Consider the following 16,363-nt stretch of genomic DNA (forward strand, 5'->3'; position numbering starts at 1 on the left):
GCTACCCCTGGATGGAACCGGCCAGTTCGAAGATCGGCATGTACAGCAGGAACACGATCAACCCGATCAGCCCGCCGACCACCAGCATCAGCAGCGGCTCGAAGACCTTGCTGAACAGCTCGATGGCGCGCTCCAGTGCTTCGTCGTGGAACTGCGCGATCCGCTCGCACATGGACGCCAGTTCGCCGCTCTGCTCGCCGACGCGCAGCAGGCGTTCGGCGACCGGCGTTGTGAGCCGGTGCCGGGCGAGGGTGCTCGACAGCGGCTGGCCGGCGCGGATATCGCCGAGGCTGCGGCCCAGGTCGCCCTGGCGCTCGGCCGGGAGCAGTGCCCCGGCCATTTCCAGGGCCGCCACCGCCGGCATGCCGCCCATCAGCAGCATGCCGGCGGTGCGGTAGAAACGGGCGAGGATGAACAGGGTGCGTTGGGCGCCGAGGCTGGGGATTTTCCATAGCAGCGCGGCCAGTTCACGCTTGACCGTCGCGGTTCGCCCCAGCAGCACCAGGGCGGCGATCACGATCAGCAGGCCGCTCATCAGCAGGCCGCCCTGCTGCTCTACCAACTCCCCCCACCAGACCATGAACCGGGCGGTCGCCGGCAGGTCGTTCATGGCGTCGAACACCGAGGCGAAGCGCGGGATCACGAAGAACAACAGGAACAGCAGGATCACCGCGCCGACGCCGAGCACCACCAGGGGGTACATCAGCGCACTGCCGACACGCTTCTTCACGGTTTCCAGATGCGCTTCGAAATGATGGTAGCGTCGCAGCGCTAGCGACAACTGGCCGCTGTGTTCGGACGACGCGGCAGTCGCCACCAGCAGGCTCGGGAAGATCGCCGGCTTGGCCTGCATGGCCCGGGAAAAGGCGTTGCCCTGGTACATCGACTCCAGCAGTTCGCTCAGCACCTGCCGGTTGATCCCCGGCGCGGCCTTGTCGCGCAGGGTTTCCACCGACTCCACCAGCACCAGCCCGGCATCGAGCAACACCACCAGTTCCTGGATGAACAGGCCCAGGGCAAAGCGAGCGCCGCGCCCCGGCCACTTGAACGAGGGGCGCGGGCGCAGCGAGACCACCTGGGCGTCCTGCAGCTGGCGGCGGGCATCGTCGAGGTCGACGGCCTGCAGGCGCAGGTTGCGCAGTTGGCCCTGGCTGACGACGCGGGCGTCGAATTCCCTCATGGGCGTGCACCGTTGCGCACGGCGAGCGTGCCCGCGTGGCGCTGGCGCAGCTCCAGCAGGCTGGCGTAGTAACCCCAGACCCGCCGTGCGTAGCGGTGGCGGTTGGCGTCGCGCTCGACGCGGGCGCCGGCGTTGTAGGCGCCCACCGCCTGCCAGCCGTAACCCAGTTGCTGGATGAACTGGGCGAGAATCCAGGCGCCGGCCATGACACTGGTGCAGGGCTCGTCCAGCAGGTTCTGCTCGCCGATCCCGAAGGCGGCGAGGCGACCCAGGTGCCGGCTGTTGATCTGCATCAGGCCGATGTCGCGGCTGCCGTCACGGTTGGTGTTGCGGGCCCGGGGATCGAGCCCGGACTCGACCTGGGCGATGGCGTAGAGCAGCAGCGGATCGATGCGGTAGCGTTCGCCGGCGTCCTGGAAACAGTTGGCGCCGCCGGTACCGGCTATCGCGAGAGCGCCCAGGGCGAGCAGCAGTTCGAGTGAGTGACGCATGGTGGCCTCCGGGCTCAGAAGCCATAGACGATGTCGGCGTTGGTCCCGTCGCCCGCCGCCTTGCCGTCGCGGCCGAGGGAGATGATCTCGGCTTCATGGCCGGTGCCGGGGTTCTTGAACAGGTAGGGGTTGTTCCACGGATCGGGTGGTACGCCCTTGGACAGGTACGGTCCGTGCCAGCCGGGTTCGCTGGCGGGCCGCTCGACCAGCACGTTCAAGCCCTGGGCCTCGCTGGGGTAGTGGCCGTTGTCGAGGCGGTACTGGTGCAGGGCATCGGCCAGGGATTTCATCTGGCCCTTGGCGGTCTGGACCTTGGCCAGTTCGAGGCGATCGAACATCTTCGGCCCGACGTAGCCGGCCAGCAGGGCGATGATCAGTAGCACCACCAGCAGTTCGAGCAGGGTGAAGCCGCGTGAGGGGTGGGCGGGGCGCAGGCGTGACGATAGACCGTTCATGGAGGCCGCTCGGCTGATGAGGCAGGGAACGCGGTTACTTCATAACCTATTCCGGCCCTACATCAGGTGGGCACCACCGGCAGGTACACGTCGAACATGTCTCATGGGTGAATGACTGAATGTAACTCTAGTTCAAGACCCTTGGCGGCACGTTATATCTCTTTACGATTAGACGGCGTGTTTCTTCTGGCCGTGGAATATAAAAGAGACGGCTCGCCGGGATAACGCCGTACCCTCTGTACGGCGCTATCGCTCAGTGAGCTAGAGTTTTTCCCAGGCTTCCTGCCAGTGCACGCCGGTGCCGGGGGCATAGGCCCAGGCCGCGCCCTTGCACCAGGCGGTATAGGGCCAAGGCTTGCACTTGTAGGTAGCGCCGGCATTGCTCACGACGTCGCCTGCCTTGTAGTCCGTGCCCTCCTGGTAGGCTGGGGCATCACCCCCTCCGGCTGCGGGTGTCGCTGTCAGGGTCACTTCGGTTTCGTGGCGTTTCCTGTTGGTCTCATCGTAGACGTTGAGCAGCAGCTTCGCGGTCGAGACCTTGTCGCTGGCCGGCGTGTCGATGGTGAAGGCTTGCTCGGTGTTCGAGCCGTAAGTCCAACCCGGTCCGCCCACGAAGGCCCATGTATAGCGCAAGGGCGTGGTGTTGTAGGAGAGGGATTTCCTGCCATCCAGGACGAACCGCTCACCGGCCTTGATCTGGGTCGCCCCTTCGATCACGGCCACTGGCGGACGTTGATCCACCTGGCCGGGATCCTCGCCATCGCCGCCCGAATCGATGGACATCTGCGTGGAGTTCCTGGCGTCGCTCAGGTAGTTGTAGTTGGCGTAGGGGCGAGTCGTGTCGAAGGCGATATTCCCGTTTCTTTCGACGCCGACACGAATCAGGTTCTGATGACTCGCCAGGCGGTCCGCCAGTTGCTTGCCCCAGACCGCGGGGGCCTGGTTGCTGGCGTCGATGGGCAGTTTCAGGTCAACCAGCTCGGTGACGGCCCGGTCATGCCCGAACACGCGATAGTGCACCTTGTCGCCGGGTTTGGGCGCTATCCCGTTGCCGTCGATGAACACCTTTTCCTTGACCCAGGCGGGAGGTTGGCCCTGGTCATCGAAGGCGATATCACTGCAGCCGTAGAAGCCTTCACCTTCGGGGTCCCGGCGTTGCCAGCGGGTAAAGAGCACGGCATTGCCCGTGCGACCGCGCGGAAGCTGGACATCGAGCAGGAAGAAGGTGTTGGGGTCGGAGATGATGGGGGCCGGCGCCCAGTCCTTGCGGACCTCGGTCAACTCCTGGGCGTGAATCAGTTCCAGGTCGTCCCAGCCCAGTTTACGGGTCGCGCTGTCGTAGCCGGGCTTGCTCAGGTAGACCCTGATGAAGCTGGGGATGTGGGGCTGGGTGGTGGCGAGGCGTACCTTGATCTTGCCCGAGGCATCGGGTGTCACCAGGGTCTTGGTCCACTCCGGCATGGCGGTGTTCAGCACATCCATCCCCGAGCGGTTTGCCGAGCACAGCGTGCCGTCGGGGACGACGTTCCGGGTGGCCGCGTCGCCGCCGTCCTGGTCCGCGTAGTGCCCCTTGATATTCGCGCTGACCTCATGCCACTGAGTGATCCCGTGAACCAGCTGCGCAGGGCGTTCGGTCCTGGCCTTGCGGCAACCTTCGTTCTTCATTTGCTCGACAGGCCCGTGGAAGTCCTGAAAGCTTCGACACAGGACCTGGCGTGTCGGAGGCGTTTCGATCGCCCCATGGCCCCAGCCGAGCGCGGGCAGGGCCAAGAGCGTCGTCAGGGCGCAGCGGGTAAGGGGTCGTGCGTAGAAATGTAAGCTGTTCATCGTTCAGTCCACGTTCAAGTTGGAAAAAACCTCCCGAACCGGTCGGGCTTTCGGTATTTCGCTCAACGGCTGGCTTGATCACGCCACATGCCCACCTCCCGGTTCCACGTCCTCTTGGAGGAGTTACTCTGTCCAGGCCGGTACAGAAACTGCCACCCCTGATAACTGCCTTGCCCTGTGAAGCTCTCCTGGTATCGGCGAAAGTTGCCTTGCTTGAGGGGGTGCCCCGCCGCCTGGCTGAACACGCCCATGATGGTTTCCCCGGGGCCGGCGATGATGCCCCAGTCGGTCGTGCCGCTCATGGGGTCGGGGTAGACCCGTCGCAGGTAGCGCTGGATCGTCGCTTGGCGGCGGTCCAGCAGCAGGTCTTCGAGGCGCTTCGGGTACTGTCCCTGCCGTTCGTAATACAGGCCGATGGCGCGGCGGATTTCCTCGCCATGGGCCAGCAGGTTCGCCTCGCGCTCGCGGCGTAGCTGGGTCGACCAGAGCACGCCGACTTCCATCAGCAGCACGGCGACGATGGCCACCGACACCAGCAGGCCCATGAACACCGAGCCGCGCTGCGCGGTGCGCGCCGGCCGGGCGCTACCAGGTGCCATAATCGCTTCCATCCACCGCCCGGCCGGGGGCACCGCTGTGCACATCGCCGAAACCACCGTCTTCGCTGCTCTGCAGGCGCCAGGTATCACGCCGGCCGGTGAGCGGGTCGCGCGGAATCTCGCGCAGGTAGCGACCGTTGACCAGGTCCTCCAGGGACTCGGGGTTGCCGCCCTTGTCTTCGCGGTAGTGATCGAGCGCCTGGCGGATCGACACCAGGTTGTGGCGCAGCACGGTTTCCTGGGCCTTGGTGTGCTGGCGGAAGTACTGCGGCATCACCAGGGTCATCAGCGTCGCGATGATGGCCATCACCACCAGCAGCTCGATCAGGGTGAAGCCCCTGGCGCGGCCCTTGCGGGCACTACCATTGGTCGTACGGAATGCCATTGAGGCCCTCCCGCTGGCTGGTGGAGCTGATGTCGAAGACGTCGTCACCTTCGGCCGGGTCCTCGGCGGTGCTCTTGTAGCTGCGCAGGCGCCAGGTTTTCCCGGCGGGCAGGTCGGGGCACTCGCAGACCGGGTCTCGGGGAATACGGCGCAGGAAAAAGATCCTCTTGCCGCCCAGGTCGCTCTTGTCGACGACCCCGTCGACCAGGGTTTCGAGGGACGGTGGATAACCGTTGGTGATGCCCTTGTCGATCCGCCCGTCATCGACGGCCTCCTTGTAGGCGTCGATGGCACGGCGGATCTCCCGCAACGAGCGTTGCAGGTCGAGTTCACGTTCGCGCTTACCCATCAGGGCGGTCAGCGGATAGGCCACCGTGGCCAGGGTTGCCAGCAGGGCCAGGGCCAGTAGCAACTCGATCAGGGTGAAGCCGGCTGTGGATGGGCGGCGAGCGGCTAGGGGAAATAGCGCAAGCGGCCACATGGAGATCGCACCATCTGGAGTTCCTCGAGTAAATGCGTCAGGCCAAGACACCTTTACTGCAAGAACATGGCGCGCTGTGCCAAGGAGTGTAGCTGAAAGTCTGGCAGCGCCAGCCAGGCCTGTCGGGCAGTGTTTTGTACAAGTGTCCACAGAGACTGTTGGCCGATCTGTGGATAACATGTTCGCGCATCGCTGTAGCCTGCTGAAATCAACGCCTGTAGACCGTCGTACGAAAAATGACCAGCCTAACTTGCGGTTTCTATTGGCTTTTTCATGTGGATAACGGTTGGCGGCCGAGGGCGACGTCCCCGGGGTTTTCAACAAAGTCTGTTGGCGCTTTTGTGGATAAGTTGTTCGCTATCTCACGCAAGCCTTGTCCCATATGGCTTCTGAAGGATTGATCAAAAAATGATCGGTAGGCCGTTTTTCAATGGCTGAAAGACCTGAGCGCTTCATTCTGCGCGGTTTTCAGCGGTTTTCCACAGTCGTGCGCGGCGGTGGGCGAGTTGCGCACAAAGTCTGTTGGCCTTTCTGTGGATAAGGTGTTCGCCATCCTCTGCAAGCCTCTAATTACCTGGCTTGTAGAGGATTGGTCAAAAAATGTTCAATCCTTGCCGTAATCGGTGTTCATGAATAAGTCACGGATTTTATTCAGATTCTCTCGCGGGTCGCGGTGCATAAACCGCCACTTGCCCACATTTGCTGTGGGTGGCTCTGTGGATAAGTTGTTCGCCGAGTCCGGCAGGCCCCGGTTTTTATAGCGCGGGGCGCTATAGATCAAATTTCATACAGTTCTAAGGGGGTTTATTGACACCCCTGCGGGCAAAGTCTTCACTGATGGCACAAGGACAGAGCGTCGTCGGCATCCATGCCAGGTTCAGGGAGAACGTTTCATGAGTTCCCAGTTGTTTCATCGCTTGCTGCAACCCCCTCTTGCCAGCGCCTTGGCCAGGCTCTTCATCCTGGCATCCGGGCGTGTCCATCGTTCGGCCTCCAACAACCCGCGGGCGCGCCTGTAGCGCCTGAACCGGCGCCCGTCCGCCAATCCTGATCCCACGCGCATGCCCGACCTGTCCGGAGAACGCGCGCGCTCGCCTCTCGCCTGTTGCACCACCGTCTGCCCCGTAGCGGCAACCGCAGAGTTGCCCGACTTAGCCCGATAGAGGAAACGACCATGACTCGGATTTCCACATCCATCAGCGCAATCAAGGAGCATTACGATGTCATCGTGATCGGCTCCGGCTATGGCGGCGGCATTGCCGCATCGCGCCTGTCCCGTGCCGGCAAACGCGTGTGCCTGCTCGAACGCGGGCGGGAGATCCGTCCGGGCGAGTACCCCAACACCCTGATCGCGGCGACGGAGCAACTGCAGGTGCATGATCCCGATGGCCACATCGGTTCGCGCACCGGCTTGTACGACCTGCACGTCAATGCCCAGCAGAACGTGGTGGTCGGTTGCGGCCTGGGCGGCACCTCGCTGATCAACGCCAACGTGTCCCTGGAGCCGATGCCGGGTGTCTTCGAGGACCCGCGCTGGCCCCAGGCGGTGCGCGAACACCGCGACACGCTGCTGGCCGACGGTTATGCCCGTGCCCGCGAGATGCTCAAGCCCAACCCGTATCCGGCCGCGGCCCCCGCGCTGGCCAAGCTGGAAGCCAATCGCAAGTCGGCGGACTACCTGCAGGAGGAGACGCATTTCTATACGCCGCCGATCAACGTGACCTTCGACCCGTTGCCCGACAACCTCAACCACGTCGGTGTCGAGCAACTGCCGTGCAATCACTGCGGCGACTGCGTCTCGGGTTGTAACAACAAGGCCAAGAACACCACCCTGATGAACTACCTGCCGGACGCCTGGAACCATGGCGCGGAAATCTTCTGCCAGGCCGAGGTCCGTCACCTGGAGCGTGACGGCGAGGGTTGGATCGTGCACTTCCAGTACCTGGACAGCGGTCGCGAGAAATTCTCGGCACCGACCCTGTTCGTCAAGGCCGACATCGTCGTGCTCTCCGCCGGCACCCTGGGGTCCACGGAGATCCTGTTGCGCTCGCGCGCCAAGGGCCTGTCGTTGTCCAACCAGCTCGGCGAAAACATGAGTGGCAACGGCGACATCCTCGGCTTTGGCCACAATTGCGGGCAGGCGATCAACGGCATCGGTTTCGGCAATCACTCGGCGAAGGAACTGCAGCCGGTCGGCCCCTGCATCACCTCGATCATCGACATGCGCGGCGATGGCGACTGGCGTAGCCGCATGGTGATAGAGGAGGGGTCGATCCCGGGAGCGCTGGGGCGGTCCATGGTGCCAGCCATGGCCGGCTTCGCCGAACTGGAAGGGGTGGCGACCGAAAAGGGCGTCAGCGCCGAACTGCACTACAAGGCCCGCGAGGCCGAGAGTTTCCTGCGGGGCCCGTACTACGGCGCGCTGCACAACATGCAGACCTACCTGATCATGAGCCACGACAGCGGCCAGGGGCGCATGGTGCTCGATGACAAGGACCAGTTGCGCATTGACTGGCCGGGCGTCGGCGAGCAGGAGAACTTCAAGCTGGGCAACGAGCGCCTGCATCGCTCGACCCAGGCCTTGGGCGGCGTCTGGGTGCCCAACCCGATCTGGACCCGGTTGCTGCGGCACAGCATCGTCTCGGTGCATCCGCTGGGTGGCTGCGTGATGGGCGAGGATGCCGGGCAGGGGGTGGTCAACCACAAGGGCCAGGTGTTCAGCGGCGCCACCGGCACCGAGGTGTACGCGGGATTGTACGTGGCCGATGGTGCGGTGATCCCGACCTCCCTGGCGGTCAATCCGCTGCTGACCATTTCCGCCGTCAGCGAGCGCAACATGAGCCTGCTGGCGGCCGATCGTGGCTGGATCATCGACTACACCCTGCCGTCGGCGCCACGCAAACCGGTGGCGCCGCCCACCCTGGGCGTGCAGTTCACCGAGACCATGAAGGGCTATTTCTCCCGGGACTTCACCCAGCCCCAGGGCACGGACCTGGGGGTGTACCAGGCGGCGGCGAAAAGCGGCGAGGCGCAGAACTCGCCCATCGAGTTCACCCTGACCATCACCGCCAATGACCTCGACCGGATGATCCGCGAGCCGGCGCATGTCGCGACCCTGGTCGGCACCCTCGATGCACCGGCGCTGTCGCCCTATCCGCTGACCGCCAGCAACGGGGTGTTCAACCTGTTCGAGCAATATGAGCAGCAGGTGGGCGTACGGCACATGAACTACGACATGAAGCTGACCGCCGAGGACGGCCGCGACTACTACTTCAGTGCCTTCAAGACGGTCCCCGAGGATCATGGCCTGCTCAACATCTGGCCGGACACCAGCACTCTCTACGTCACGCTCTACCAGGGCCCGGACAAGACCGGCACGGTGATCGGCTCCGGGGTCATGCATATCAAGCCGGCCGACTTCGCCAGGCAGATGACCACCATGAAGGTGCTCAACGCACGTAACGAACGCGAGCGCATCGACGCCCTGGCGCGTTTCGGCAAGTTCTTCGCCGGGATTCTCTGGGAAAGCTATGGCGGAGTCTTCGCCGGCGACATCTATTTCAACCCAGACGCGCCACCCCGGTACAAGCGGCCGCTGGACGCACCGGTGCCGACCGTGCACTTCTTCGAGACCGAGGACCAGGTGCAACTGCGCCTGACCCGCTACCAGGCCGGCAGCAAGGGCCCGGTGATGCTGGTGCATGGCCTCGGCGTGGGCTCGAACATCTTCTCCACCGATACCATCCAGACCAACCTGCTGGAGTATCTGTGCAAGCATGACTATGACGTCTGGCTGCTGGATTTTCGCGTCAGCATCCTGCTGCCGGCGAGCAGGCAGGAGTGCAATGGCGACCAGATCGCCCAGTACGACTTCAAGGCGGCCATTGCCCAGATCCGCCAGGCCACCGGTGCCCTGGACGTACAGTGCGTGGTGCATTGCTATGGGGCTACGACGTTCTTCATGGCGCTGCTGGCGGGGCTGGAGGATGTGCGCTCGGTGGTCTGCTCGCAGATCGCCGCCGACACGGTGGTGGCGACGGCGACCGGGATCAAGGCCGGCCTGCACCTGCCGGGGGTACTCGACACGATTGGCATCAAGTCCCTGACCGCCTACGCCGACAGCAAGGAGAGCTGGTTCAACAAGCTCTATGACAAGGCCCTCAACGCCTATGCGCGCGTCGAGGCGCAGGGTTACTGCACCAACCCGGTCTGTCACCGGATCACCTTCATGTACGCCTCGCTGTACCGCCACGACACCCTCAACGAAACCCTGCACGACAACCTGCACGAGTTGTTCGGCGAGTCGAACATCGAAACCTTCGAACACCTGGCGCTGATCTGCCGCAAGGGGCACCTGGTGAATTTCAAGGGCAACGACATCTACATGCCGCATTTCGACCGCCTGGATCTGCCGATCTGTTTCATCAGCGGTGCGGACAACCAGTGCTACCTGCCAGAGAGTACCGAGAAGACCTACGAGCGACTGGTGCAGATGCATGGGCCGCAGCTGTACAGCCGGCATGTGGTGCCCGGGTACGGCCATATTGACTGCATGTTCGGCAAGGACGCGGTGGTCGACGTGTATCCGCTGATCCTGGCGCATCTGGAGAAAACCGCGCTTGGCTGATGGGTCACCGTTGGTGGCTTATGGCTTATGGCTTATGGCTTATGGCTTATGGCTGGTGGTCAGTGGTTTGTTGCTGGTTGTTTGTGGCGAGCAGGCTTGCCTGCGCTCGGCTGCGCAGCAGCCGCAAATCAGCTGGGCGCGTTTTCCTGACAGTTCGCGTCAGTCGATTTCAGGGCCGCTTCGCGCCCCAGCGCAGGCAAGCCTGCTCGCCACAGCCACAGCCACAGCCACAGCCACAGCCACAGTCACAGCCACAGTCACAGTCATGGCTACAGCCACAGTCAGTAATCCCGTGATCGAAAATGGATCTGCAGGTAGAAGGTGATATGGACAATTACATCCGCTGGTACCAACGCTTCATCTGGCTCGGCATCGTGATGAACATGGTGTTCGCACTGCCGGCCCTGTTTGCTCCGGCGCTACTGACCTCGGTGGTCGGCCTGCCGCCGGTGCTGTCGGACCCCTGGCTGGAAAACGCCGGCATGCTGTTGGTGGGCATCAGCCTGTTCTACATGCCGTCGGGCTTCAATGCCCGGCGTTTTCCGATCAACTCCTGGCTTTGCGTACTCAGTCGGCTGGTGGCCGTGGCGTTCTGGATCTACCTGATCCAGACCAGCACCACGCCTTCGGTGTTCGTGCCGATGCTCTACGGCGACCTGAGCATGTTCCTGCTGCTGGGCATCACGCTGTACCTGGGCAGCCCACCGGCCACCCGGCCCTGGGCGCTTCTGGTCGACGGCTGGCATGCCTGGTGCCACGGTTGGCAGGTGCGCTGGCAGCGCCACGGCTTCCGGGTCGGACTGCTGGTCACCTTGCTGGTGCTCGGTTTCATCGGCTACCAGACCTGGTACAACATGCTGCGGGTGGTGCCCGAGGAGAAGTTCGCCGCCGACGAAGACCACTTCAAGTACGCCGCCATCGGCCTGGGGATCGAGGCACGGATTCCCTACTACCTGTTTTCCGTGCTGCCGCAGATGTGCCCGGAGAAGATGCCCAAGCCGGGTGCCGGCTGGGAGGCCTTCGGCTTTCTCTATGAAAACGGCCGCGACCTGCCCATCGGCATGGCCAAGCGACAGATCGGCTATCCGACCGTGGAGCCCAACTGCGCGCTGTGCCACACCGGCTCGTACCGTGCCGCGGCCAGCGATGTCGCCCGACCGCTGGTCACGGCACCGGCCAATACCCTGCAGTTGCAGGCCTTCCAGTGGTTCGCCTACGACTGCGCCAGTGATCCGAAATTCACCGCCGATGCGGTGATGACGGCGATCAATGCCAAGTTCCAGCTCGGTTTCTTCGAGAAGCTGTACAACCGCTACCTGATCATTCCCATGGCCAAGACCGCGCTGCTCAAGCAGAAGCAGGCCTATGCCTGGCAGAAACTGCGCCCGGCCCAAGGACCGGGGCGTACCGACACCTTCAACCCGACCAAGATGGTGGTGTTCGGCTTCCCGGATGACTCGACCATCGGCACTGTCGACCTGCCGCAGATCTGGAACCAGAAGCCGCGCGAGTCGCTGTACCTGCACTGGGACGGTAATAACAACAATATCCACGAGCGCAACTACGCGGCGGCGATGGCCGTGGGCGCAACGCCGCAGTCGGTGCTGCCGGAGAGTTTCAACCGGGTCACCAACTGGCTGCTCGGTACCCAGCCACCGGCCTGGCCATTCGCCCTGGACCAGGCCCGGGTGGCCCAGGGCAAGCCGCTTTGGGAGCATAACTGCGCTGGCTGCCATGCCTTTGGCAAGGCCGACACCGGCCAGGTCACGGTGCCCATCGACACCCTGGGTACCGACCCGCATCGGCTGGACTCGTTCACCACCGGTCTGGTGCAGGCGTTCCACGGTTTCAAGAAACCGCCGTTCGATTTCAGCGCCTATCGCAAGACCCAGAGCTACAGCAACACCCCCACCGATGGCATCTGGATGCGCGCGCCGTACCTGCACAACGGCTCGGTGCCGAGCCTGTGGGACCTGTTGCAGAACCCGGACAAGCGTCCGGTGACCTTCAGCACCGGCTCGGACGTGTACGACCCGGTCAAGGTCGGCTTCGCCACCAGCGGTCCGCAGGTACAGGCGCCGGGCTACTTCAAGTACGACACCCGCCTGGAAGGCAATCACAACAGTGGCCACCTGTACGGCACGCAACTGACCGACGCCGAGAAATGGGCGCTGATCGAATTCATGAAGACCTTGTAGGGAGAGCGCCATGAATCTGCACCATCTGGAGCATGAGCTTGCGAAGATCCAGGTCCGGCTCAGCGGCCTGAAGGCCCGGCTGGAGTTGTCCTGGAAGAAGCTGGTCAGCGATATCGAGCCGGAGGAGTTCCAGGCGATCCAGCAACTGCTGCAGCGCGGGCATGACCAGGCCCATTACGTGCTGGAGCATGGCGAGCTGCCGGGCGCCGAGCCGGCGGTGCCCTGGGAGTTGTCCCACGGGCTGTCGATCCTGCACCTGGGCCAGGCTCAGGCGCTGCCGACCTCGGAAACGGAGTTGCCAACCCGGGTGCTCAAGGACGGCACGCTGCTCGGGTGTCGCAAGTGGGAGTTGCTGGACCTGCTTTGGAGCGAGGCGCTGATCAAGTGGATCGAGAACCTGCGCCGCCATGCGACGTTCATCACCACGCCGGCGGTGCTGAAGATCGACAGCGAGGTGAGCCTGGCGATTGCCGGCGACTGGGGCACGGGACCGTTCGACAGCCATGCGCCGGCGGTCAGCGTCGCCAATCAGATGAGCCTGCACCAGGCTGACTTCACCATTCACCTGGGCGACGTTTATTACGCCGGCACCGGCTCCGAGGAGGATGTCGACATGTCGGGGTGGCCGAAAGGCCGGCATGGCGCCTTCACGCTCAACTCCAACCATGAGATGTACAGCGGCGCCCACGGTTATTTCGCCGAACTCAACGGGCGGTTTCCGGTGCAGCAGGGCACCAGCTACTTTGCCCTGTACAACGATGACTGGCTGATCGTCGGGCTGGACTCGGCCTACGCCGCCGCGCCGCTGAACCTGTACATGGACGGCGTCCTGAACCAGCCCCAGATCGACTGGCTGAAGACCTTGCCCAAGCGCAACAGGTTGCTGGTGCTCACCCATCACCAGGGGTTCGACATCAGCGGGCACAATCCGAACGGTTTGTACCAGCAGGTGAGCGATGCCCTCGGGCGGGTGCCGGACTACTGGTACTGGGGGCATCTGCACAATGGCATCGTCTATGCCGAATTGAATGGGCTGAAGGCCCGTTGTGCCGGGCACGGGGCGATTCCCTATGGGGTCACCAGCGAGCTGGACGGGAACCGGCGGGTGCTGTTTTCCGAGACGCAGAATGCCGCTGATCCGGCCTATCCGGAGCGGGTGCTCAATGGGTTTGCGCGGGTGCGGCTGAGTGGGGCGAATATCGTCGAGGAGTTTATTGGCGAGGACGGTTCGGTGCGCTGGACCTCGAATGGGTAGGGTCTGGCTGGCGCGCTCTTGAGGGCGCTTTCGCGGCGGTTCGGCGGCCCGACAAATCCGGCTCCTACAGGTCAGCTTCGTCTATAAAACTTCCGTTAGACGCGGAACTGTAGGAGCCGGGCTTGCCCGCGAAGCTTTTTGCTTTTAACCGTGCACCGGCACGCCCTTCAGGTACGGCGCTGGCTCCGCCCCCAGGTTGCTCAGCATGCGCTCGCTGTACCAGTCGATGAAGTTGACCACGCCGAACTCGTAGGTCTTCGAGTACGGGCCAGGCTGGTAGGCGGTGGAGTTGATGCCGCGCTGGTTTTCCTCGGCCAGGCGACGGTCCTGGTCGTTGGTCGCATCCCAGACCTGGCGCATGCGGGCCACGTCATAGTCGACACCCTCGACCGCATCCTTGTGCACCAGCCATTTGGTGGTGACCATGGTTTCCTGGGCGCTGATCGGCCACACGGTGAAGACGATGATGTGGTCGCCCATGCAGTGGTTCCACGAGTGCGGCAGGTGCAGGATGCGCATCGAGCCCAGGTCCGGGTTCTTGATCCGCCCCATCAGTTTCTTGCAGCCCGGCTGGCCGTCCATGGTCATCGATACCGTGCCCTTGAGCAGCGGCATGCGCACGATACGGTTGCGCAGGCCGAAGCTGGCGTGGGCGTAGGGGATCTTCTCGGCGTCCCAGGCGGCGGCGGAGGCGGCCACGTGGTCCTTGAACGCCTGGTCGGCCCGCGGGTCGGTGACGTCGTCCCACTCCAGCAGGGTTTTCAGCAGTTCCGGGTGGGAGCCGTTGCAGTGGTAGCACTCGCGGTTGTTCTCGATCACCAGCTTCCAGTTGGCCTTTTCCATCAAGGTGGTCTGCACCGCCACCTTGGTGTTCTCCATGTCATAGGGTTCCATGTAGTGGTTCAGGGTGCTGAGGAACTCGTCGATCGCCGGCGGATTCTCGGCCAGGCTGATGAAGATGTAGCCACCGGCGGTCTTCACGTTGATCGGCTTGAGGCCGTATTGCTTCATGTCGAAGTCGGCGCCCATCTCGGTGCCGGCGAACAGCAGGCGGCCATCGAGTTCATAGGTCCACTGGTGGTAGGGGCAGACCAGCTTGGCGACCTTGCCCTTTTCACCGGTGCACAGGCGCGAGCCGCGATGGCGGCAGACGTTGTGGAAGGCATGGACCACGCCATCGGCGCCGCGGATGACGATGACCGGGTTCTTGCCGATCTGCAGCGTCAGGTAGTTGCCCTTGGTCGGGATCTCGCTGGTCATGCCGGCGATCAGCCATTCCTTGTGGAAGATCTCCTGCATGTCGATATCGAACAGGCGCTGGTCCGAATAGAACGGCTGCGGCAGGGAGAAGGTCCGCTCGCGTTCCTGCAGCATCTGTGCGGTGGCCTTGCGTGCGGGCTCCAGTGGGTCGCCCAGGCTCAGGGTGGTGGTGTCCATGGTTCAGGTCCTCAGGGCCATGCAGTGTGGCCGACGAATATTGGCTAAGTGGTCGATGCAGCGGGCGCGGACCACACGGTTGCGACGCAAGACAGAAATACAGCGGGTCATTTGCGACGGAGTGTGGGGCTGGCAGCGACCAGGACCTTATCCATGGGCGACACGGCCGAATCCGTTCCCGACGCGCAAGCCCCGGTGGTTGGGGGCTGGTCGCGATAAGCATGCCAATGTCGCGGATAGGTAAACGGGGGGCTCGGGGCTTGCGCAGAATCGCCACCATAAGAGCTGACAGTCGGCGGTGGAGAACAACATGTCCAACAACTTCCTGAATCCGGTAACGACCCAGACCTGGGCCAATGGTCGGCATATCGTGCGTTGTGTGAAAGTCATCCAGGAAACCTGGGACGTGCGCACCTTCTGCTTCATGGCCGACCAGCCGATCATGTTCTTCTTCAAGCCGGGGCAGTTCGTCACCCTGGAGCTGGAAATCGAAGGGCAGCCGATCATGCGCTCCTACACCATTTCCAGCTCGCCGTCGGTGCCCTATAGCTTCTCGGTGACCATCAAGCGCGTGCCGGGGGGCAAGGTTTCCAACTGGCTGCACGACACCTTGCACGAAGGCCAGGAACTGGCGGTGCACGGTCCGGTGGGGCTGTTCAATGCCATCGACTTCCCCAGCCCCAAGATGCTCTACCTCAGCGGCGGTGTCGGTATCACCCCGGTAATGTCCATGGCCCGCTGGTTCTACGACACCAATGCCAACGTTGACATGGTGTTTATCCACAGCGCCCGGTCGCCCAAGGACATCATCTATCACCGCGAGCTGGAACACATGGCATCGCGGATCGACAACTTCAGCCTGCACCTGATCTGCGAGAAGCATGGACTGGGCGAACCCTGGGCCGGCTACCGCGGTTACCTGAACCACAAGATGCTGGAACTGATGGCACCGGACTTCCTCGAGCGCGAAGTGTTCTGCTGCGGCCCGACGCCCTACATGAATGCGGTGAAGCGTCTGCTGGAAGCGGCTGGCTTCGACATGAGCCGCTACCACGAGGAGTCCTTTGGCGCGACGCCACCGGAGGCCCGTGCCGATGCGGTGGAACAGGCCGAACAGGCGGCCGATGCACCACCGGTGGATGCCGCCGACCTGCACCAGGTGGAGTTCACCGCCACCGGCAAGAGCATTCGCGTGGCACCGGGCGAGACCGTGCACGCCGCAGCGGCCAAGCTCGGCCTGATGATTCCCAAGGCCTGCGGCATGGGCATCTGCGGGACCTGCAAGGTACTCAAGCTGGGTGGGGAAGTGGAGATGGAGCACAACGGCGGGATTACCGACGAAGATGTGGCCGAGGGCTACATCCTGTCGTGCTGCAGCGTGCCGAAAGGCGACGTGCGGGTCGAGTATTGATTGAGCTGAAAAGGGGG

General features: G+C 63.4%; 13 protein-coding genes. 5 read left to right on the top strand and 8 right to left on the bottom strand.

Going from position 1 to position 16,363, the window contains the following annotated elements:
• Nucleotide 1: 1 nt before the first annotated feature.
• From AC6I6U_RS06040 to AC6I6U_RS06070, 7 genes are all read right to left on the bottom strand, one after another.
• A complete protein-coding gene (locus AC6I6U_RS06040; protein WP_497881124.1) occupies nt 2-1,180 on the bottom strand; it encodes a type II secretion system F family protein in 1,179 nt (392 codons plus the stop codon).
• The gene (locus AC6I6U_RS06045; protein ID WP_497881125.1) at nt 1,177-1,671 is read right to left on the bottom strand and encodes a lytic transglycosylase domain-containing protein; all 495 of its coding nucleotides are present in this window, start codon (nt 1,669-1,671) and stop codon (nt 1,177-1,179) included. The genes AC6I6U_RS06040 and AC6I6U_RS06045 overlap by 4 nt, the downstream gene beginning before the upstream one ends.
• A 14-nt stretch (nt 1,672-1,685) precedes the next feature.
• The gene (gene gspG, locus AC6I6U_RS06050; RefSeq protein WP_497881126.1) at nt 1,686-2,126 is read right to left on the bottom strand and encodes a type II secretion system major pseudopilin GspG; all 441 of its coding nucleotides are present in this window, start codon (nt 2,124-2,126) and stop codon (nt 1,686-1,688) included.
• Between the two features lie 261 nt (nt 2,127-2,387).
• Nucleotides 2,388-3,953 (bottom strand): lytic polysaccharide monooxygenase, encoded by a 1,566-nt coding sequence (locus AC6I6U_RS06055; protein ID WP_497881127.1) that lies wholly within the window; start codon nt 3,951-3,953, stop codon nt 2,388-2,390.
• A 62-nt stretch (nt 3,954-4,015) separates the two neighbouring features.
• Nucleotides 4,016-4,498, bottom strand: a complete 483-nt coding sequence (locus tag AC6I6U_RS06060) for a type II secretion system protein (RefSeq protein WP_497882994.1) — start codon at nt 4,496-4,498, stop codon at nt 4,016-4,018.
• A gap of 40 nt (nt 4,499-4,538) precedes the next feature.
• Nucleotides 4,539-4,937 (bottom strand): type II secretion system protein, encoded by a 399-nt coding sequence (locus AC6I6U_RS06065; RefSeq protein WP_497881128.1) that lies wholly within the window; start codon nt 4,935-4,937, stop codon nt 4,539-4,541.
• The gene (locus AC6I6U_RS06070) at nt 4,912-5,418 is read right to left on the bottom strand and encodes a type II secretion system protein (protein WP_497881129.1); all 507 of its coding nucleotides are present in this window, start codon (nt 5,416-5,418) and stop codon (nt 4,912-4,914) included. Before AC6I6U_RS06070 ends, AC6I6U_RS06065 begins: the two co-directional genes overlap by 26 nt.
• A gap of 893 nt (nt 5,419-6,311) precedes the next feature.
• Between AC6I6U_RS06070 and AC6I6U_RS06075 the strand changes: the two genes are divergently transcribed.
• The 4 genes from AC6I6U_RS06075 to AC6I6U_RS06090 all read left to right on the top strand — a co-directional run bounded on the left by AC6I6U_RS06075 (nt 6,312) and on the right by AC6I6U_RS06090 (nt 13,498).
• A complete protein-coding gene (locus tag AC6I6U_RS06075) occupies nt 6,312-6,437 on the top strand; it encodes a hypothetical protein (RefSeq protein ID WP_497881130.1) in 126 nt (41 codons plus the stop codon).
• 155 nt (nt 6,438-6,592) lie between these two features.
• Complete coding sequence (locus tag AC6I6U_RS06080) at nt 6,593-10,045, top strand: alpha/beta fold hydrolase (RefSeq protein WP_497881131.1); 3,453 nt, start codon at nt 6,593-6,595, stop codon at nt 10,043-10,045.
• A 326-nt stretch (nt 10,046-10,371) separates the two neighbouring features.
• Nucleotides 10,372-12,243 carry a c-type cytochrome gene (locus AC6I6U_RS06085; protein WP_497881132.1) on the top strand — a complete coding sequence of 624 codons (1,872 nt, stop codon included), beginning with the start codon at nt 10,372-10,374 and terminating at the stop codon, nt 12,241-12,243.
• A 10-nt stretch (nt 12,244-12,253) separates the two neighbouring features.
• On the top strand, nt 12,254-13,498 hold the full coding sequence (locus tag AC6I6U_RS06090; RefSeq protein ID WP_497881133.1) for a metallophosphoesterase: 1,245 nt from the start codon (nt 12,254-12,256) through the stop codon (nt 13,496-13,498).
• A gap of 144 nt (nt 13,499-13,642) precedes the next feature.
• Here the strand turns inward: AC6I6U_RS06090 and gbca are convergent, their stop codons facing one another.
• Nucleotides 13,643-14,935, bottom strand: a complete 1,293-nt coding sequence (gene gbca / locus AC6I6U_RS06095) for a glycine betaine monooxygenase oxygenase subunit (RefSeq protein ID WP_497881134.1) — start codon at nt 14,933-14,935, stop codon at nt 13,643-13,645.
• Between the two features lie 310 nt (nt 14,936-15,245).
• Between gbca and gbcB the strand changes: the two genes are divergently transcribed.
• Nucleotides 15,246-16,346: a glycine betaine monooxygenase reductase subunit gene (gene gbcB / locus AC6I6U_RS06100; protein ID WP_497881135.1), complete on the top strand. Its 1,101-nt coding sequence runs from the start codon at nt 15,246-15,248 to the stop codon at nt 16,344-16,346.
• Nucleotides 16,347-16,363: the final 17 nt, after the last annotated feature.

The organism is Pseudomonas sp. UTLPPB19802, assembly GCF_059730225.1.